Source organism: Caulobacter vibrioides (assembly GCF_002310375.3).
GTDB lineage: Bacteria > Pseudomonadota > Alphaproteobacteria > Caulobacterales > Caulobacteraceae > Caulobacter > Caulobacter vibrioides_D.
Genome location: NZ_CP023315.3, coordinates 1,499,659 through 1,517,467, shown reverse-complemented (window position 1 = coordinate 1,517,467; position 17,809 = coordinate 1,499,659). Strand labels below are relative to the sequence as shown.

The 17,809-nt window shown below is 67.9% G+C and carries 15 protein-coding genes; 7 read left to right on the top strand and 8 right to left on the bottom strand.

Features of this window, described 5'->3' with window-relative positions:
- Positions 1 to 85: 85 nt before the first annotated feature.
- From lldD to CA606_RS07165, 5 genes are read right to left on the bottom strand one after another with little or no spacing between them, the layout of a single operon-like run.
- A complete protein-coding gene (lldD, locus tag CA606_RS07185; protein ID WP_096051750.1) occupies positions 86 to 1,237 on the bottom strand; it encodes an FMN-dependent L-lactate dehydrogenase LldD in 1,152 nt (383 codons plus the stop codon).
- Positions 1,238 to 1,246: 9 nt separating this feature from the next.
- Positions 1,247 to 1,852 carry a response regulator transcription factor gene (locus CA606_RS07180; RefSeq protein ID WP_096051751.1) on the bottom strand — a complete coding sequence of 202 codons (606 nt, stop codon included), beginning with the start codon at positions 1,850 to 1,852 and terminating at the stop codon, positions 1,247 to 1,249.
- Positions 1,849 to 2,997 (bottom strand): sensor histidine kinase, encoded by a 1,149-nt coding sequence (locus CA606_RS07175; protein WP_233282188.1) that lies wholly within the window; start codon positions 2,995 to 2,997, stop codon positions 1,849 to 1,851. The genes CA606_RS07180 and CA606_RS07175 overlap by 4 nt, the downstream gene beginning before the upstream one ends.
- Before the next feature lie 32 nt (positions 2,998 to 3,029).
- The gene (locus CA606_RS07170) at positions 3,030 to 3,767 is read right to left on the bottom strand and encodes an ABC transporter permease (protein WP_096051753.1); all 738 of its coding nucleotides are present in this window, start codon (positions 3,765 to 3,767) and stop codon (positions 3,030 to 3,032) included.
- 1 nt (position 3,768) lies between these two features.
- Complete coding sequence (locus CA606_RS07165; RefSeq protein ID WP_096051754.1) at positions 3,769 to 4,755, bottom strand: ABC transporter ATP-binding protein; 987 nt, start codon at positions 4,753 to 4,755, stop codon at positions 3,769 to 3,771.
- Between the two features lie 135 nt (positions 4,756 to 4,890).
- Between CA606_RS07165 and CA606_RS07160 the strand changes: the two genes are divergently transcribed.
- The 5 genes from CA606_RS07160 (at position 4,891) to CA606_RS07140 (ending at position 13,250) form a co-directional block, all read left to right on the top strand.
- On the top strand, positions 4,891 to 5,838 hold the full coding sequence (locus CA606_RS07160; RefSeq protein WP_096051755.1) for a UDP-glucuronic acid decarboxylase family protein: 948 nt from the start codon (positions 4,891 to 4,893) through the stop codon (positions 5,836 to 5,838).
- Between the two features lie 75 nt (positions 5,839 to 5,913).
- Complete coding sequence (locus CA606_RS07155) at positions 5,914 to 7,896, top strand: TonB-dependent receptor (RefSeq protein ID WP_096051756.1); 1,983 nt, start codon at positions 5,914 to 5,916, stop codon at positions 7,894 to 7,896.
- An 87-nt stretch (positions 7,897 to 7,983) separates the two neighbouring features.
- Positions 7,984 to 10,407, top strand: coding sequence for a M1 family metallopeptidase (locus CA606_RS07150; RefSeq protein ID WP_096051757.1), 2,424 nt, complete (start codon positions 7,984 to 7,986; stop codon positions 10,405 to 10,407).
- Positions 10,404 to 10,928, top strand: coding sequence for a DUF6702 family protein (locus CA606_RS07145; RefSeq protein WP_096051758.1), 525 nt, complete (start codon positions 10,404 to 10,406; stop codon positions 10,926 to 10,928). The genes CA606_RS07150 and CA606_RS07145 overlap by 4 nt, the downstream gene beginning before the upstream one ends.
- Before the next feature lie 66 nt (positions 10,929 to 10,994).
- Positions 10,995 to 13,250, top strand: coding sequence for an outer membrane beta-barrel family protein (locus CA606_RS07140; RefSeq protein WP_096051759.1), 2,256 nt, complete (start codon positions 10,995 to 10,997; stop codon positions 13,248 to 13,250).
- Positions 13,251 to 13,291: 41 nt separating this feature from the next.
- Here the strand turns inward: CA606_RS07140 and rfbA are convergent, their stop codons facing one another.
- Both rfbA and rfbD read right to left on the bottom strand, forming a co-directional pair.
- Positions 13,292 to 14,167, bottom strand: coding sequence for a glucose-1-phosphate thymidylyltransferase RfbA (gene rfbA / locus CA606_RS07135; RefSeq protein WP_096051760.1), 876 nt, complete (start codon positions 14,165 to 14,167; stop codon positions 13,292 to 13,294).
- Positions 14,164 to 15,066, bottom strand: a complete 903-nt coding sequence (gene rfbD / locus CA606_RS07130; RefSeq protein WP_096051761.1) for a dTDP-4-dehydrorhamnose reductase — start codon at positions 15,064 to 15,066, stop codon at positions 14,164 to 14,166. The genes rfbA and rfbD overlap by 4 nt, the downstream gene beginning before the upstream one ends.
- 117 nt (positions 15,067 to 15,183) lie before the next feature.
- Here rfbD and CA606_RS07125 point away from each other — a divergent pair, with 117 nt between their 5' ends.
- Positions 15,184 to 15,453, top strand: coding sequence for a hypothetical protein (locus tag CA606_RS07125; protein WP_096051762.1), 270 nt, complete (start codon positions 15,184 to 15,186; stop codon positions 15,451 to 15,453).
- An 84-nt stretch (positions 15,454 to 15,537) separates the two neighbouring features.
- Positions 15,538 to 15,708 (top strand): DUF2256 domain-containing protein, encoded by a 171-nt coding sequence (locus tag CA606_RS07120; RefSeq protein WP_096051763.1) that lies wholly within the window; start codon positions 15,538 to 15,540, stop codon positions 15,706 to 15,708.
- A gap of 7 nt (positions 15,709 to 15,715) precedes the next feature.
- On the opposite strand, the gene CA606_RS07115 is transcribed toward CA606_RS07120, so the two are convergent.
- Positions 15,716 to 17,695 (bottom strand): TonB-dependent receptor, encoded by a 1,980-nt coding sequence (locus CA606_RS07115; protein WP_096051764.1) that lies wholly within the window; start codon positions 17,693 to 17,695, stop codon positions 15,716 to 15,718.
- Positions 17,696 to 17,809 lie beyond the last annotated feature (114 nt).

Sequence of the window (17,809 nt, the reverse complement as noted above, 5' to 3'; positions counted from 1 at the left end):
TCGCGACGTCGCGACGCAAGCCCCCTTGCGCCGCTTTCGACGAAAAAAGCGCTCCGCAACGGCGCCACGCCCGTTTTCCCTAGGCTTAGCCTACGCGCGGAACGCGCGCGGCCAGGATGGTCTCGTTGATCGAGCCCACGTCGCGCACGCCGGTCAGGGCCATGGCCACGCGCATCTCCTTGTCGATCAGGTCCAGCAGTTGCGTCACGCCCGCCTCGCCGCGCGCGGCCAGGGCATAGGCATAGGCTCGGCCGATCAGAACGCCCCGCGCGCCCAGCGCCAGCATCCGCACGACATCCAGACCCGAGCGCACGCCGCCGTCGGCCAGAACGGTCAGGCGATCTCCGACCGCGTCGGCGATGGCGGGCAAGGCGCGGGCGCTGGACAGAACCCCATCCAGCTGCCGACCGCCGTGGTTGGAGACGACGACACCGTCGGCGCCGATGTCGGCGGCGGCCTTGGCGTCTTCGGGATCCAGAACGCCCTTGATGACCAGGGGCCCCTTCCAGGCGTCGCGAATCCACGCCAGGTCCGACCACTGGATCGACGGGTCGAAGTTGGCCGCCAGCCAGCCCATGAAATCCTGCAGACCCGACGCCTTGCCCAGCGCCGGCGCCACATTCCCCAGCCGGTGCGGATGGCCCCTCACGCCGACATCCCAGGCCCAGGCCGGCTTCAGCGCCGCCTGGACGAGCCGGCGCGCGGCGGCGTTGGGCCCGGACATCCCCGAATGCGCGTCGCGATAGCGCGCGCCAGGCACGGGCATGTCGACGGTGAACACCAGCGTGGTCGCGCCCGCGGCGCTGGCCCGCGCCAGAAGGTCCCGCATGAAACCCCGGTCTCGCAGCACGTAGAGCTGAAACCAGAACGGCGCTGCAGAGGCCGCGCGCACCTCGTCGACATCGCAGACCGAGACCGTGGACAGGCAAAACGGCACACCCTTGGCCGCCGCCGCCCGCGCCGCCTGGCGTTCACCGCGGCGGGCGTACATGCCGCTCAGCCCGACCGGCGCCAGCGCCACCGGCAAGGCCTGCCGAACGCCGAACAGGGTGGTCGATGGGTCGACGACGGAGACGTCCTTGAGCACACGTTGGCGCAAGGCGATGTCGGCGAGATCATCGATATTGCGCGCCATCGTCCGCTCGGCATAGGCGCCGCCGTCGATATAGTCGAACAGGAACCGGGGCAGCCTGCGCCGCGCCGCTTCGCGAAAGTCCGTGGTCGAGGAGACGATCATCCCGCCACGCTACAGCCAGCCGTTCGACCGCGCGATACGGCCCGCCTCCACGCGGTTCGCCGCGCCCAGCTTCTGCGCCGCCTCGGAGAGGTAGTTGCGAACCGTGCCGGGCGAGAGGTCCAACACATCGGCGATATCCTTGTTGGACCGCCCCTCCTCGGCCAGCCGCAGGATCTCGCGCTCGCGGTCGGTCAGGGGATCGGGTTCGGCGTCCCAGACCGCTTCCGACAGCTCGGGCGCGATGGCCCGACCGCCGGCCGCGATGGTCCGCACCGCCGCCGCCAGCACGCTGCTGGGTCCGTCCTTGAGGAGATAGCCCTTAACGCCCGCATCCATGGCCCGACGCAGATAGCCGGGCCGGCCGAAGGTGGTGACGATCAGCACCCGGGTGCTCGCGCCGTCAGCCTTCAGGCGCGCGGCGACGTCGATGCCGGTCAGGTTGGGCATCTCGATGTCGGAGATCAGCACATCGGGTTTCTCGGCGCGGACAAGGTCCAGAGCCACAGCGCCGTCGGGCGCGCGGCCGACCACCTGGATGTCGCCCTCCATTTCCAGCAGGGCGCTGAGGGCCCCCAGCACCATCTTCTGGTCTTCAGCGATCACGACGCGGATCAAGACACGCCCTCCCCTTGAGCGCGCAGCGGCGCTGTGGCGACGAGGCGCGTGCCGGCCTTGTCGGATTTGACGTCCAGGGTTCCGCCAATCGCGGCCAGCCGTGCGCGCATGCCCTTGAGGCCCGAGCCTTCGACAAGACGCCCGCCCTGCCCGTTGTCGGCGATGGTGAGGACCAGCGCCGAGGCGCTGGGCGTCAGGCTGATGTCGCAGCGCGAGGCGCCCGCGTGGCGGATCACGTTAGTGACCCCCTCGCGGAGGGCCATCGCCAATACCGCCTCCTGCCCAGGATGGCCATCGGTGGTCAGCGCCGACACGGTCGCCTCGACGCCGCCGGCGGCCAGGGCCTGGCGGGCCTTGTCCAGCTCGAAGGCCAGGGACGCCCCCTTCATGCCGACCACGGCGGTGCGGACCTCGGAAAGCGCCTCCCGGGCGGTGGCGGCGACCGCCTGCATCTCGCGCTCCGCCGCCGCCGGGTCGCGGCTGACGAGACGCGCCGCCAGTTCGGCCTTCACCGCCACCAGGGTCAGGGTATGGCCCAACAGATCATGCAGATCCCGCGAAATCCGCTCCCGCTCGGCGGTGCTGGCCAGGGCGCGGACCTCTTCGTGCGCAATGGCCAGAGCCTCATTCTTCCGCTCGATATCGGCCTGCATCAGGGTGGCGAAGCCGGTGATCGCGCCAAAGAGCAGGCCCGAGGCCCAGATCGACCAGGCGTCGCGGAGGAACACAACGCCGATCGCCAGAACGACCAGCTCCATGCCGATCATCGTGCGCAACGCCAGACGACGGGGGGCGAGACGCGCGCCGTAGGCCATGGCGTAGATCGTGTAGACGGTCCACGTCGACTTGAACGGCGAAAGCGCCAACCCGACGCCGAAGACCGCCAGAACCTGCCAGAGCGCCGGCGGCCTCTTGCGCACATGGATGCTGGCGAACAGTCCCAGGAAGACCACCAGGCCCACCATCGACGCGGCCACCTCCAGCTCGCCCGGCCTGCGGTAGAGCCACGAGATGAAGTAGAACGGCAGATAGACGAGGAACACGACGCTCCAGTGTCGCCGCAGGGGCGGCTCCTCCGCCCCCGGCGCATCGCTGTGCGATGCGCCGGTCTTGGTCTTACCGCTGGATTCGCTGGCCGTGTTCATCGGCGCGATCTCGCGCGCAGGTCTCCCCACGGTCAAGCGCCCTGCCTGCGCCATGCGATCCAGGCGCCGATCAGGGCCGCCAGGCTCATGGCGACGAGGATCGACACGTGGCGCTCGACATCGACGAAGGGCTGCATGCCCGAGAGCATCTGCGACAGCTGCCCGAAGTGATACGAGGGCATGAACTCGGCGATCTTGCCGAACCAGGCGGGCATGGCCTGCAGCGGGATCCAGAGGCCGCCGAACAGGCTGAAGCCGAGGAATAGCAGGTTGGCCAGCGCGGTCGCGCCTTGCGAGCCCATGCGCAGGCCAAGGTTCAGGCCGATCAGCGCGAACGGGATCGCCGAGCCAAGCCCAAGGCCCAGAGTCGCGGCCCACTGCCCGGGCTGCATCTTGACGCCGCCAAGCCAGGCCAACCCGCCAAGAAGAGCGATCGCCACGGCGACCAGCGCCAGGGCCGCCGCCAGACGGCCCGCCAGGTATCCGCCGGCCGGCAAGGGCGCGATCTGCTTCAGCTCCACGAGCTTGGCCTCGCGCTCGGCGGCGACAGTGGCGCCGAAACCGAACATCGCAGGCGCGATCGCGGCGAAGATCACGTAGTTGGCCAGCATCATGTGGGCGACCGGCTCGCGCCCCTTGCTGAGGCCAAGCCCCATCACGCCGTAGAACAGCAGCGGCAGGAGAACGCTGGGGATCAGGAACTGCGGGGTGCGCCAGGTGGCCAGAACCTGCGCGCGGGCTTCACGGAGATAGACGGACAGGGTGTGCATATCAGGCGACCTTGGTTTGGCGTTGCGGGGCGGCCGGTTGGCCGGCTTGGACCAGGCGGTTGACGGCGTCTTCCAGCGAGGCGCCGGAGACCGTCAGGTCATCCACGGTCTCATCGCGGGCGAGCAGCTCGCGCAGAGTGGCCGTAGCGGACGTCGTGAGCAGGGTGACCTTGCCACCGTCGCGGCTGACGCCGGTGACCCGCGGCAGCGAGGCCAATTCGGCGTCCGAAAGGCGCGTGCGGCAGCGGATCGCGACGCCCGACACGCGGGACTTGATGGCTTCGGGCGTGCCGTCGGCGATCACCTGCCCGTGGTCGATGACCACGATGCGGTCGGCCAGGGCCTCAGCCTCGTCCAGATGGTGGGTGGTCAGCAGCACGGCGGCGCCGCGCGCGATCTCGGCGCGCACCGCGCTCCAGAGTCCCCGGCGGGCGTCGATGTCCATGCCGGTCGTCGGCTCGTCCAGGACCAGGAAGTCCGGGCGCCCGGCGATGGCCAGGGCGAACTGGACGCGGCGTTGCTGGCCACCCGAAAGCGCGCCGCAGCGGCGGCTTTCAAGCCCCTCCAGGCCCGCCAGGCGAACCACCTCGTCCAGCGGGCGCGGCTTGCGATAGTAGCCCCGGAAGAGTTCGATCTGCTCGCGGACGCTCAAGGTGTCGGGCAGCCCGGCGCTCTGCAGCATCACGCCCATGCGGCCGCGGCTGGCCAGAGCCCGGGGATCGCCGCCGAACAGGAACGCCTCGCCGGCGTCGGGGCGCAGGCGGCCCGTCAGCAGGGCGACGCTGGTGCTCTTGCCCGCGCCGTTCGGCCCCAGCAGGGCCACGCACTGACCGGGACGGATCGCCAGGTCCAGGCCATTCAGCGCCAGGGTCGCACCTCGGCGCTTGTGGACCTTGTTGAGGATCGCGATTGGCGGCTCGGTGGATTTGGATGACATCGTCGGCTCCCTCTCTGTGAAGCCAACATCGCCCAGGGCGGCGTCCGCCATTAGTGCCGGGCGTCACGCGCTCGATATGACAAACGTCACCCGCGCCGGACGCTTGCGACGGCGCGGCATGTTGGTCCTGGCCAAGGCCCGGCTATAAAGGTCGTGAACGCTGAGTCCCGGGGAGGCTGGTCGCCGATGCATACGCAGAGAATCCTGGTCACGGGCGGCGCGGGCTTCGTCGGCTCGCATCTGTGCGATCGCCTGCTGGAGACCGGCGCCGAGGTGCTCTGCGTCGACAACTACTACACCGGCTCGCGCCTGAACGTGGCGCAGAACCTCTCCAACCCGCGCTTTGAACTGCTGCGTCACGACGTGACCATGCCGCTCTATGTCGAGGTGGATCAGATCTACAATCTGGCCTGCCCCGCCAGCCCGGTGCACTACCAGTTCGACCCCGTGCAGACGACCAAGACCAGCGTCCACGGGGCCATCAACATGCTGGGCCTGGCCAAGCGGGTTAAGGCCAAGATCCTGCAGGCCTCGACCTCGGAGGTCTACGGCGATCCGACCATCCATCCGCAGGTCGAGAGCTACTGGGGCAACGTCAATCCGATCGGCCTGCGCTCGTGCTACGACGAGGGCAAGCGCTGCGCCGAGACCCTGTTCTTCGACTACTGGCGCCAGCACAAGCTGCGCATCAAGGTGGCGCGGATCTTCAACACCTATGGCCCGCGCATGCATCCCAATGACGGGCGGGTGGTCTCGAACTTCATCGTCCAGGCCCTGAGAGGCGAGGACATCACCCTCTATGGTGACGGCAATCAAACCCGCTCCTTCTGCTATGTCGATGATCTGGTGGACGGCCTGATCCGGCTGATGAACACCGGCGACGAGGTGACCGGCCCCATCAACCTGGGCAATCCGGTCGAGTTCACCATGAAACAGCTGGCGGAACTGGTGCTGGAACTGACCGGCAGCACGTCCGCGCTGGTCCACCGCCCCCTGCCCTCCGACGATCCCCGCCAACGCCAGCCCGACATCACCCTGGCCAAACAGGTGCTGGACTGGACACCCACGGCGCCGCTGAAGGTGGGGCTGATGAAGACGATCGAGTATTTTGATGGGCTGCTGAAGGCCACGTGAGGGCGCCCTCGGTGGGCTGATCCATTTTTTCGCACTCAACTTGCCCCCAAATTGGGGTTCGCCTAACAGCGACGGATGACCCGTCGTATCGCGCTCCTCTCGCTGCTTCTCGCAACCGCTTCGGCGCCGGCCTTCGCACAGGAGGTCGAAGCGATCTCGGTGTGGGGGCAAAGGGCCAATGATCTGGGCCGCGCCACCTCGGCCAGCGAGGGCCGCATCGCCTATGCCGACTTCGCCTCGCGGCCGCTGCTGCGCCCCGGCGAACTGATCGAGGCGGTGCCCGGTCTGGCCGCCACCCAGCACTCGGGCGCGGGCAAGGCCAACCAGTATTTCCTGCGGGGCTTCAACCTCGATCACGGCACCGACCTTGCCGCGTCGCTCGACGGCGTGCCGCTGAACCTGCCCTCGCACGGGCATGGGCAGGGCTATCTGGACCTGAACGTCCTGACCCCCGAGTTCGTCCACGACATCGGCTTCAAGAAGGGCCCCTACTCGGCCGAGAACGGCGACTTCGCCACGGCCGGCGCGGTGGCCTTCGAAACCGCCGACCACCTGCACGGCGATGGCTTGCAAGTCTGGGCCGGCGAGAACGACTACTACCGAGCGCTCGGTTCCAAGGCCCTGACCAGCAACCTCCTCGTCGCGGCCGACATCACCACCAACAATGGGGCCTGGGCGCAGTCCGAGGACCTCAGAAAGATCAACCTTCTTGGTCGCGCCATCGTCGGCGGCTGGTCGATCACCGCCCTGGCCTATGACGCGCGCTGGAACGCCACCGACCAGATCCCGCGCCGGGCGGTCGAGTCGGGTGTTCTGGATCGCCTCGACACCGTGGACGCCACCGACGGCGGGACCACCTCGCGCTACATGCTTTCGGCGCGGCGACGCGACCTGCTGCGCGGGCTCGACACCGTGGTCTACCTGCAGCGCTACAAGCTCGATGTGTTCTCGAACTTCACCTACTTCCTCGACGACCCGGTCAATGGCGACCAGTTCGAACAGATCGACCAGCGCTGGATCTATGGCGGCGCGATCACCAAGCGCTGGACGCTCGGCGACGGCTGGAGCGCGCGCACCGGCGTCACCGCGCGGGTCGACGACATCGGCAAGGTGGGCCTCTATCGCACCACTGCGCGGCTGCGGCGCGCGACCGTGCGCCAGGACGCCCTGACCGAGTGGTCGACCGCCGTCTGGGGTGAGGCCTCCAAGCGCTTTGGGCAGCTCGATGTCACCGCCGGACTACGGGCGGACGCCATGGGCGCCGACGTCAAGGCCGGCGACCCGCGCAACGCCGGGACGGTCAGCGACGTCCTGCTTTCGCCCAAGCTGGCGCTGGCCTGGCGGATCTCCAAGACCTTCGAGCTCTATGCGGATGCGGGTCGCGGCTTCCACTCGAACGACGCCCGCGGCGCGGTGATCACGGTCGATCCCGTCACCGGCGATCCGGCCGACCGCGCGCCGCTGCTATCGCCGACCGATGGCGCAGAGCTTGGCCTGCGCTGGCGTCGCGATGACCTGACCGTAACGGCCGCCGCCTGGGCGCTGCATGTCGACTCCGAGCTCGTCTATGTCGGCGATGCGGGCTTCACCGAAGCGTCGGGCGCGACGCGTCGTCGGGGGATCGAGCTCCTGGCCGACTGGCGGCCCACGGCGCGGCTGAACCTGACCGCCTCCTACGCCGGGACTCATGCGCGCTTCACCAACGGCGACCGCATTCCCAACGCCGTCGCCTCGGTGTTCACCGGCGGCGCCAGCTGGAAACTGGGTCCGACCTCCAGCGTGACCCTGACCTATCGCCGGCTGGGCGGCGCGCCGCTGATCGAGGACAACTCGGTGCGCTCACGCCCCACCGGCCTCGTCAACGCGCTCTTCGTGCAGGACTTCGGTCCGGCCAGCCTGATGGTCGAGGTGCTCAACCTCGCCAACAGCGGCCGGGACGACATCGCCTACTTCTACGCCTCGCGCCTCCCCGGAGAGCCGGCGGACGGGGGCGAGGACGTCCATTTCCACCCGGTCGAACCTCGCGCCATCCGGGCGGGCATCAAGATCAATTTCTGACCTTACGTGCGAAAATGGGATGATTTTCGCCGCGTCGCCGGTCAAGGTTCGCTCGGGGTTTCGTCAGGGTTCTGAGTTGAGGGGCTATTGAACTTGTCCAAGCGTTCTATCCGCTACGCCGTGGCCGGCGTCATCGCCGCCGCGCTTTCCGTCACTGTTGCGCACGCCGACGCCATCAAGCAGACCAAGGCGCCGTTCGACGACAAGTTCCGTCAGCTCGAGGGCGAAGACTGGCCGACGCCGACCGACTATCGCAACGCGTCGGGCGCGCCGGGTTATCGCTACTGGCAGCAGAAGGTCGACTATGACGTCGCCGTGCGCCTGGACGAGGACACCAAGACCCTGACCGGTCGCGAGACGGTCACCTATCGCAACAACTCGCCTGACAGCCTGCCCTATCTGTGGCTGCTGCTGGACCAGGACGCCAAGCGCGACTCGATCAGCAAGATGACCGAAACGGTCTCGGGCGACTCGATCGGCCTGAACCAGGTGCGCCGCATTCAGCGCTTCAAGGAGTGGGAAGGCGGCTTCACGATCAAGTCGGTGAAGGACGCCTCGGGCCGTCCGCTGAAGTTCACCGTGGTCGACACCCTGCTGCGTATCGACCTGCCGGCCGCCGTCCGCGCCAACGGGGGTGAGACCAAGTTCACGATCGAATGGTCGCTGCCGCTGGTCGAAAACAAGGTCATCGGCGGCCGCAGCGGCTATGAGTGCTTCACCGGCAAGGGCGACGACGGCAACTGCATCTACGAAGCCGCCCAGTGGTTCCCGCGTCTGGCCGTCTATTCGGACTACGAAGGCTGGCACAACAAGGCCTTCCTCGGATCGGGTGAATTCACGCTGGAGTTCGGCGACTACCGCGTCGCCCTGACCGTGCCGTCCGACCACGTCGTGTCGTCCACGGGCGTGCTGCAAAACCCCGCCGCCGTGCTCAGCGCCGCCCAGCGTGACCGCCTCGCCAAGGCCCGCACAGCCAGCGAACCGGTTTATGTCGTCACGCCCGAAGAGGCCGCCGCCGCCGAGAAGGGCAAGGCCAAGACCGAGAAGACCTGGGTCTTCCAGGCCAGCAACGTCCGCGACTTCGGCTGGGCCAGCTCGCGCAAGTTCATCTGGGACGCCCAGGGCGTGAAGCAGGACGATCCCAAGGCCGAGTATCCCGTCGTGATGGCCATGTCGTTCTTCCCCAAGGAAGCGCGGCCGCTGTGGGACGCCTATTCGACCAAGTCGATCGCCCACACCCTGAAGGTCTATTCGGACTTCACCTTCGCTTATCCCTATCCGGTGGCCCAATCGGTCAACGGCCCGGTCGGCGGCATGGAATATCCGATGATCAGCTTCAACGGCCCGCGGCCGGTGAAGGACAAGAAGACCGGCGCCCTGACCTATACCGAGCGCGCCAAATACGGCCTGATCGGCGTGGTGATCCACGAGGTGGGCCACAACTACTTCCCGATGATCGTCAACTCTGACGAACGCCAGTGGACCTGGATGGACGAGGGCCTCAACAGCTTCCTCGAGTTCCAGGCCGAAATGCAGTGGGACAAGAACTATCCTGCGCGTCGCGGTGAGCCCAAGGACATCGTCGACTACATGGTCAGCCAAGACCAGGTGCCGCTGATGACCCAGTCAGACTCGGTGATCCAGTTCGGCCCGAACGGCTACACCAAGCCGGCGACCGCCCTGGTGATCCTGCGTGAAACGATCATGGGCCGCGAGCTGTTCGACCGCGCATTCAAGGAATACTCGAACCTCTGGCGCTTCAAGCGCCCGACGCCGTACGACTTCTTCCGCACCATGGAAGAGTCCTCGGGCATCGACCTCGACTGGTTCTGGCGCGGCTGGTTCTACTCGACCGACCACGTCGACATCTCGCTGGACAAGGTCGTGAAGGCTCGCCTGGACAGCGGTGATCCCGACGTGGAAGCCGGCGTGCGCAAGGCGGCGGACGCCAAGGAGCCGGAATCGCGCACGGCGGCCAACAACAAGGGCACGACGGTCGTCGAGCGGGACCCGAAGGTTCGCGACTTCTATAACCAGACCGACCAGTTCACCGTCTTCGACAGCGCCCGCAAGCGCGCCAAGACGGCGCGCGCCGACATGACGCCGGAAGAACTGGCCGCCCAGGACTTCAAGGATAACTTCTACCGCTTCAGCTTCCGCAACATCGGCGGTCTGGTGATGCCGGTGATCCTGAAGATGGACTTCACTGACGGCACGTCCGAGACGGTCCGCATTCCGGCGGAGATCTGGCGCAAGAACTCCAAGCAGGTGACGTGGCAATACGTGACCGGCAAGGAACTGAAGGGCGCTGAGCTCGATCCGCTGTGGGAAACCGCCGACGCTGACCGTGGCAACAACGTCTACGAAGGCGCCATCACGCCGATGACGCTGAAGCTGCCGAGGTTCCCCGAAGCGCCCAACCGCATGAAGGACGCCAACGTGAAGGTCGAGCCGGGCGGTCTGGGCACCTTCCCGATGGAAGAGCCCAAGAAGGACGAAAGCGCCAAGTGATCAGGCGCGCGGTCGCCCTGCTGGCGGCGGCGAGCTTCGCGCTCGCCCCGCTCCCGGCGGCCGCGCACCGCGGCCACGGCGCGCTGAGCGTCGTGGAGATCGATGTTCGATCCGGCGAGGTCCGGGTCAGCCACCGCATCGCGACCCACGACGCTGAACCCGCCCTCGCCCTGATCGCGCCGGAAGCCCAGACCAGCCTGGACGATCCGGACGCGGTCGAGGCTTTGAAGCTCTACATGGGTAAGCGCTTTGTGCTGGCGGTCGCCGACCAGCTGGTCGCGCTGACCCTCAAGGACATGACCCTGGGCGCCGACGAGGTTCGGTTCGAGTATGCCGGCAAGGTCGTCTCGGCCCAGACCCGCGCCGAGGTGGCGGTGATCGCCGCCATGTTCGCCGATGTCTATGGCGATCAGGTCAACCAGGTGAACATCCGGCGCGCCGGCGTGACCAGAACGCTGGTCTTCACCGGCGCGGAGGCCGAGACACCGCAAGCGCTCGCCCCTATCGAACCCGCGCAGTAGCGCCCCCAGGTGACAATCGTCACCCCGCCGGCCTGACGCCCGGCACTGCAGCGCCCTCAGTCTCTGGTGCAGTTTCCTCGCCAACAGAGGAGACTTTCCATGACCATCCCGCACCGCCGAGCCGCCTTGTTGGCCGCCGCCGGCCTGGCCGCCCTGAGCACTGCAGCCTTCGCCCAGACCACGCCGGCCACGCCGCCAGCCAAGAAGGATCCGTCCAACCAGGTCCAAGGCGTCACTATCACTGCGCCGAGCGCTCAGGACATGCGGACCTCAATCGATCGCCGCAGCTACAGCTTGGGCAAGGACCTGCAGGCCACCACCGGCTCGGTCGCCGACGTGCTGCGCAACGTGCCCTCGGTGCAGGTTGACGTGCAGGGCAATGTCAGCCTGCGCGGCGATCCCAACGTCACCATCATGATCGACGGCAAGCCTTCGGGCATGTTCAAGGGCGAGAACCGCGGTCAGGTCCTACAACAGATCCCCGCCAACCAGTTCGAACGGGTCGAGGTGATGACCAACCCGTCGGCCGCCTTCAGCCCTGAGGGCACGGCCGGGATCATCAACCTGATCACCAAGCAGCAGCGCGGCGTCGGCATGACCGGCTCGGTGCGCGGCAACTTCGGAAGCGAGGGCCGCAAGAACGCCAGCGTCAGCCTGGCGCAGAACACCAAGAACCTGACCGTTTCGGCCGACGCCGGCTGGCGGCGCGACAAGGCCAAGGGCGAGATCGTCGATGAGCGCGAACGCCTTGACCCGACCAGCGGCCGCTACGCGACCAGCCGTCAGAAGGTGAACTTCACAAGCCGAGGCCAGTCGCACAACGCGCGCGCCAGCGTCGACTACGACCTCGACAAGCGTACGCGCCTCAGCGCCGAAGCCCGTTACAACGACATGCGGTACGACTCCGAAGCCGGCTCCGCCTACGAGGGCAAGACGCCGGGCGGCGTTCCGAACGTGCGCTTTCAACGCTTGAGCGACGGCGGGATGAAGCGGTCGGTCGCGGGCCTCAGCGGCGATCTGCGCCGCAAGCTGTCGGGCGACGACCATGAGTTTACGGTCAACGCCAGCCTCGAGCGCACGCGCAACAGCCAGACCAGCTTCGCGGAGGCCTTCAACCAACTGCCGATCGCCGCGACCTCGGTGGAAAGCGTCCGGACCGGCGACGAACTGGTCCAGAGCCGCCTGAAAGCCGAGTACAAGCGTCCCCTACCCGGCGGCGCCAAACTGGTGGCGGGCTACGAGCTGCAGCTCAATGAGAACGACTATGACAACTACGGCGCCCGGGGCCCGAAGGGCGGCGTGCTGGTCGTCGACCCGGCGCTGACCAACCGCTTCCAGTTCGATCAGGCGGTGAACGCGGTCTACGCCACCTATAGCCGTCCGATCGGCGACTGGACGGTGATGCCGGGCCTGCGCATCGAAGAGGTGTCGATCGACACCAACCAGATCACCTCGCGCCTGACCGACCGCTACGACTATCTGCGCGCCTACCCCTCGCTGCACCTGCAGTACAAGGTCGACGACCTGCGTCAGGTCAACGCCAGCTACAGCCGTCGCATCCAGAGGCCGTCAGCGCAGGATCTGAACCCCTATCGGATCTACCAGGACCCCTACAGCTATCGCCAAGGCGACCCGCGCCTGAAGCCGCAGGTAACCGACGCCTTCGAGGTGGCCTATCAGGTGCGCAAGGGCTTCAACTACTATCTGGGCACGCTCTACTGGCGCGAGGCGCGCGATGGCGTCACCGACGTGGTGCGCGATCTCGGCGACGGCGTGCTGCTCACCACCAAGGCCAATCTCGCCAAGAGCCGCAGCGGCGGTCTGGAGTTGGTGGCCAACGCCCGCCTGTCGCCCAAGCTGTCGTACACGATCAGCGGCAACACGGCCTGGACCGAGATCGGCGCGACGGACCTTGGCTTTCCGAACAAGCGGTCCGCGTGGACCGTGTCGGGCTATGCGGCCCTGAACATCCAGGCCACGCCCAAGGACCTCCTGCAGATCAGCGGCTTCGCCACGGGCAAGCGCCTGACCCCGCAAGGCTACAAGGCGCCGACCGGCATGCTGCTGCTGGGCTACCGCCACAAGTTCAACGACCGCCTCTCGGGCGTGGTGACGGTGCAGGACGCCTTGAAGACGTTCGGCGACAAGACGGTGATCAACACGCCCGCCCTGAAGAACCGCCGGGACATGGACCTGGACCTGCGCGCGGTGTTCATCGGCTTCACCTACGGCTTTGGCGGCCAGGGCGTTCCGAACCCGCGTCGGGCCCGCGAGCCGGCCTTCGACTTCCAGACCACGCCGGGCGGCGTGGGCCCGATGTAGGCCCTCGCGACCGGCGCCCCACCAGGGCGCCGGTTTGCGGCCTAACGAGCGCCGGCTCCGATCACGGTGCGCAGATAGCCGCCATAGGCGCTCTTGCCCAGGGCGTCGGCCAGGCGCTCGACCTGGGCGGCGTCGATGAAGCCCTTCTGGTAGGCGACCTCTTCGGGGCAGGCGATCTTGAAGCCCTGGCGCTTTTCCAGCACCCGCACAAACTCGGCCGCCTCCAGCAGGCTGTCGGGCGTGCCGGTGTCGAGCCAGGCGTAGCCGCGCCCCATCAGCTCCACCGACAGGTCGCCACGCTCCAGATAGGCGCGATTGACGTCGGTGATCTCCAGCTCGCCGCGCGCCGACGGCTTGAGATCTCGCGCGATGTCGACCACGTCGCCGTCGTAGAAATAGAGGCCCGTCACCGCCCAGTTCGATTTGGGAACCCTCGGCTTCTCCTCGATCGAGAGCGCGGTCATCTGCTTGTCGAACTCGACGACGCCATACCGATCGGGGTCGTTGACGTGATAGGCGAACACGGTCGCCCCCTTGGGTCGCGCCATCGCCCGCGTGAACAGGTTGGTGATGCCGTGGCCGAAAAAGATGTTGTCGCCCAGGATCAGCGCCGAGGGATCGCGGCCGACGAAATCCGCGCCGATCACATAGGCCTGGGCCAGGCCGTCGGGACTGGGCTGCACCGCGTACTGGATATCCAGGCCCCATTGCGAGCCATCGCCCAGCAGCGCCTGGAAGTTGGGCGTATCGCGCGGCGTCGAGATGATCAGGATCTCGCGGATCCCCGCCAGCATCAGCGTCGACAGCGGATAATAGATCATCGGCTTGTCGTAGATCGGCATCAGCTGCTTGGACGTGACCAGGGTCATCGGATGCAGCCGGGTGCCGGAGCCGCCGGCGAGAATGATGCCCTTCATGCAGGGGCTCCCTGTACGCGCAATTCCGCGATGATGTCCGCCACGGCCTCTGTCCAAGGCCGGGGGTGGATGGCGTAGTCTGCGGCGATCCGGTTGGTCAACAGGCGTGTGTTTCGCGGACGTCGGGCGGGCGTTGGATACTCGCTGCTCGGGATGCCCTCGACTTCGGCATGAACGCCTCCATGGGCGCGGCTGAGACGAAAGATTTCCCGCGCCAGATCCGCCCAGCTGGCCTCGCCCGAATTGACGAAATGATAGACGCCGCTCGGCGCCTGCGGGTCGGCGATCATCCGCAGCGTAATAGCCTTCAGGGCTTCGGCGATGTCGCAAGCCGAGGTCGGACAGCCGCGCTGGTCATCCACCACACGCAAGGCGGGTCTGTCGGCGGCCAGCCTAAGCATGGTCTTGAGGAAGTTGGCGCGATGGGCGCTGAGCACCCAAGCCGTCCGCAGCACCACCGAGCGCGGATTGCCCAGGCGCACGGCCATCTCGCCCGCCAGCTTCGAGGCGCCATAGATCCCGATCGGCCCGACGGGATCATCTTCGGCGTAGGGCCCTGGCTTCTCACCATCGAACACATAGTCGGTCGAAACCTGGATCAACGGTACGCCCCGCGATCGGGTGATGTCGGCCAGCAGGGCTGGGCCTTGGGCGTTGGCGGCGAAGGCGGCGGCGACCTCGGTCTCGGCCTTATCGACAGCGGTCCAGGCGGCCGCGTTGATCACGGCGGCGAAGGGCGTGGTCTCGAAGGCCGCGCGGATCGAGGCCTCGGCGGTGAGGTCCAGCGCCGCTCGCGATGGCGCGTGCAGCACGACCCCGTTCGGCCATGCGGCGCGCAGCAGCTCCAAGCCCACCTGCCCGGCGCCGCCGGTCACGAGAATATGCGTCTTGTCAGTCATTCGCCCCTACCTACGCGGTCCGCAACCCGACCAGCAAGGCAAACAGCGACAATCGTCATCGGACGGAACGACCGCCGCTCGCCGTCCATTCCCTACGCACCAACAGGAGCCAAGCCGATGACCGATATCGATACCGGACGGGATGAGCAGGACGGGGCCGAGACGCTGGACGAGGATGTCGTCGGCCGCGACGGCGAGATGCGAACCTTCGAGGAGCTGCCCGATGTCCTCGACGTCACCCAGGCCGAGGGTGACGCCGATGACGACGACGCCCTGATCGCCGAGGAGCTGGAGGACCAGCAGATCATCGACCTGGAACGCGACGCCGATCCGGGCGACGGCCGCGATGTGGACGATAGACGGCCCGCCGTCTTCGACGGGGAATAGCGGCCATGGCCTCGCTCGTCCGATATGCCCCCTGCCGCGTACCCACCAAGCCTCCGCAAGCAAAGCCTCGATCCAGGGTTCGTGATGAAAGCCGCCAAGCGTCCCAAGGCCACGACGCCCGACAAGATCTGCGAGGCTTGCGGGCGTCCCTTCTCGTGGCGGCGCAAATGGGCCCGCGACTGGGACAGCGTGAAGACCTGCTCCGACCGCTGCAAAGGCGCGCTCCGGGCCGGCCGCACGCCATCGGCGACCTAGCGCGCGCCTATCGCCTCAGCGCAAAGCCCAAGGACACCGTGCGCGGGGCCGCATAGCTGGTCACACCGTCGGCCGTCTGACCGACGGCCAGGTCGTGGTTCAGCAGATTGTCGGCGGCGATATAGATTTGGCTCGCGGGCGAGAGACTCCAACCGGCGCGCACGTCCAGCCCAGCCCCGGCCTTGAGTCGGCGCAGATTCAGGTCGTCCTCGTAGCGCATACCCTCGTAGCGCAGGTCGGCGTCCAGGGTCAGCCGCTCGATCAGACGCCAGCGTGCGCCGGCGGTGATCGTCAGGGCCGGAGCCTGAGCGGGACGCTTGCCGGTCAGCTGAGAGGCGGCCGCCGCGCCGTCGACCCGCGCATGGGTCCAGGAGACGGCGCCGCGGGCGGTCCAAGTCGGCGTCAGTTCAAGCTCGACGTCGCCCTCAAGGCCATAGGCGTTGATCTCGCCGACATTGCGCCGCTGGCGCAGCACCCCGCCCGCCGGAATGAAGCCGGCAACCGGAAAGCTGCCCGGCCCGACGCCGATGGTCACGTTCGTGACCGGATCCTGCACCTGATTGTAGAACACCGAGAGGGTCCATTTCAGCGCGCCCTCGCCCGCCAGCCCGCTTTCGATCCCATAGAGGGTCTCTGGCTTCAGCGCCGCATTGGCCTCGGTGACGTCGTTGCCGACCCGGAACGGGCGGTGCAGCTCGTTCAAGGTCGGGGGCCGGAAGCCGACATAGACCGCCGCGCGCCACCAGGTGTCGCCGGCGAGACGCTGTCGCATCCCCGCGCGGGCGGTCGGGGTGGTCCCCGATGCGTCGTTGACCGGCGTATCAAGGGTAGAGGCGCCGGTGACAGCGTCACGCTCTCGTCGCACACCCGAATAGGAGCGCCAGCCGTCCAGGCGCGCGCCGACGGTGAGCGAGCGATCTTCGCTCACCAGAGCAGCCTCGCCGTAGAGCCCGCCCACAAGCGTGCGGCCGCCGGCCTCGCGCACGCGCGTAAAGGCGCCGGACTGGTAGCGGAACCGCTCATTGACCCGCCCCTCGGCCGCGCGGACATCGCCGCCCAGCTCCCAGGCCCACTCGCCCCTGCGCCCCTGCCAGGCGGCGTTGACGCCATAGCCCGTGGCGGGGGTCGAGAACTGGTCATTGGCCGGCGTGGTCGAGACGCGACCCGCCGCGACCGCCACCGAGGTGTTTTCAAGGTCGCTGCGTCGCGCCCAGGCCTGAACGCGCCAGGCCTCGCCGGCCAGGGTGACGGCCAAGGAACCGCCCGTGGCGTTCGAGCCCGCGCCCACAAGACCCGCGTCCCTCTTTTCCTGGAAGCCTCCGGCGCGGATCGCCCAGCGCACGGCCTCCAGATCACCCTGCAGCCGAACCGCAAGCGAGCGGTCTTCCAAGGTCGTCGGCGTGTCGGCCGGGCCGCGCCGGTCGCCTCGCACCGGGTCGTACCCGTCGGTGCGTGAGCCGCTGGCGCTAACCAGCAGATGGTCGGTTCCGAAGGTTCCAGCGCCTCGCCAGCTGTCGCGCGCGCCAATCTGAGCGCTGAAACTGGAAAACCCGCCGCCCACCGCGCGCTCGCGCAGCGCCACCACGCCCGTGAGGGCGCCCGCGCCGTAGGGACCCGCGCCCGCGCCGCGCACGATGGTCGCGCCGGAAAGACCCTCGCCCGGCAAGGCGGTCCAGATCACCCAGCCGCCGAACGGATCGTTCTGCGGCGCGCCGTCGAGCGTAACCAAGGCGCGGCCGGCGCCAGAGGGCGCGACACCCCGCAGCGAGAGACCCTGGATCGTCGGGTTGGCGGCGTCGCTACCCGTTCGCCGAAACAGCGAGACCCCCGGTGTCGCCTTCAAGACCTCGTCGAGCCGAGGCGCCGCAACCAGCGCCTGGGCGTCGTAGCGCGCGGTCGAGAACGCCTCCTGTCCAGCGAGCGGCGGCAACCGGGGCGCTTCGACGACGACGGCGGAGACCTGAGCTGGAGGGGCGTCTAGCGGCACGGATTACTCTCTAGAGCGCGAGGGTTCTGGGGGGTCACGACTGGCGGACGGTGGAGACTGGGTCAAGCCGCAAACGCCCCGGAGCGAGCGCCGGCCGTTGTCGTGGCCCTGCGT

Bases quoted from the DNA above. Each gene is read 5' to 3' on its own strand.
- lldD (WP_096051750.1), bottom strand. From the start codon at position 1,237: ATGATCGTCTCCTCGACCACGGACTTTCGCGAAGCGGCGCGGCGCAGG.
- CA606_RS07175 (WP_233282188.1), bottom strand. From the start codon at position 2,997: ATGAACACGGCCAGCGAATCCAGCGGTAAGACCAAGACCGGCGCATCG.
- CA606_RS07170 (WP_096051753.1), bottom strand. From the start codon at position 3,767: ATGCACACCCTGTCCGTCTATCTCCGTGAAGCCCGCGCGCAGGTTCTG.
- CA606_RS07165 (WP_096051754.1), bottom strand. From the start codon at position 4,755: ATGGCGGACGCCGCCCTGGGCGATGTTGGCTTCACAGAGAGGGAGCCG.
- CA606_RS07160 (WP_096051755.1), top strand. From the start codon at position 4,891: ATGCATACGCAGAGAATCCTGGTCACGGGCGGCGCGGGCTTCGTCGGC.
- CA606_RS07155 (WP_096051756.1), top strand. From the start codon at position 5,914: ATGACCCGTCGTATCGCGCTCCTCTCGCTGCTTCTCGCAACCGCTTCG.
- rfbA (WP_096051760.1), bottom strand. From the start codon at position 14,167: ATGAAGGGCATCATTCTCGCCGGCGGCTCCGGCACCCGGCTGCATCCG.
- rfbD (WP_096051761.1), bottom strand. From the start codon at position 15,066: ATGACTGACAAGACGCATATTCTCGTGACCGGCGGCGCCGGGCAGGTG.
- CA606_RS07125 (WP_096051762.1), top strand. From the start codon at position 15,184: ATGACCGATATCGATACCGGACGGGATGAGCAGGACGGGGCCGAGACG.
- CA606_RS07120 (WP_096051763.1), top strand. From the start codon at position 15,538: ATGAAAGCCGCCAAGCGTCCCAAGGCCACGACGCCCGACAAGATCTGC.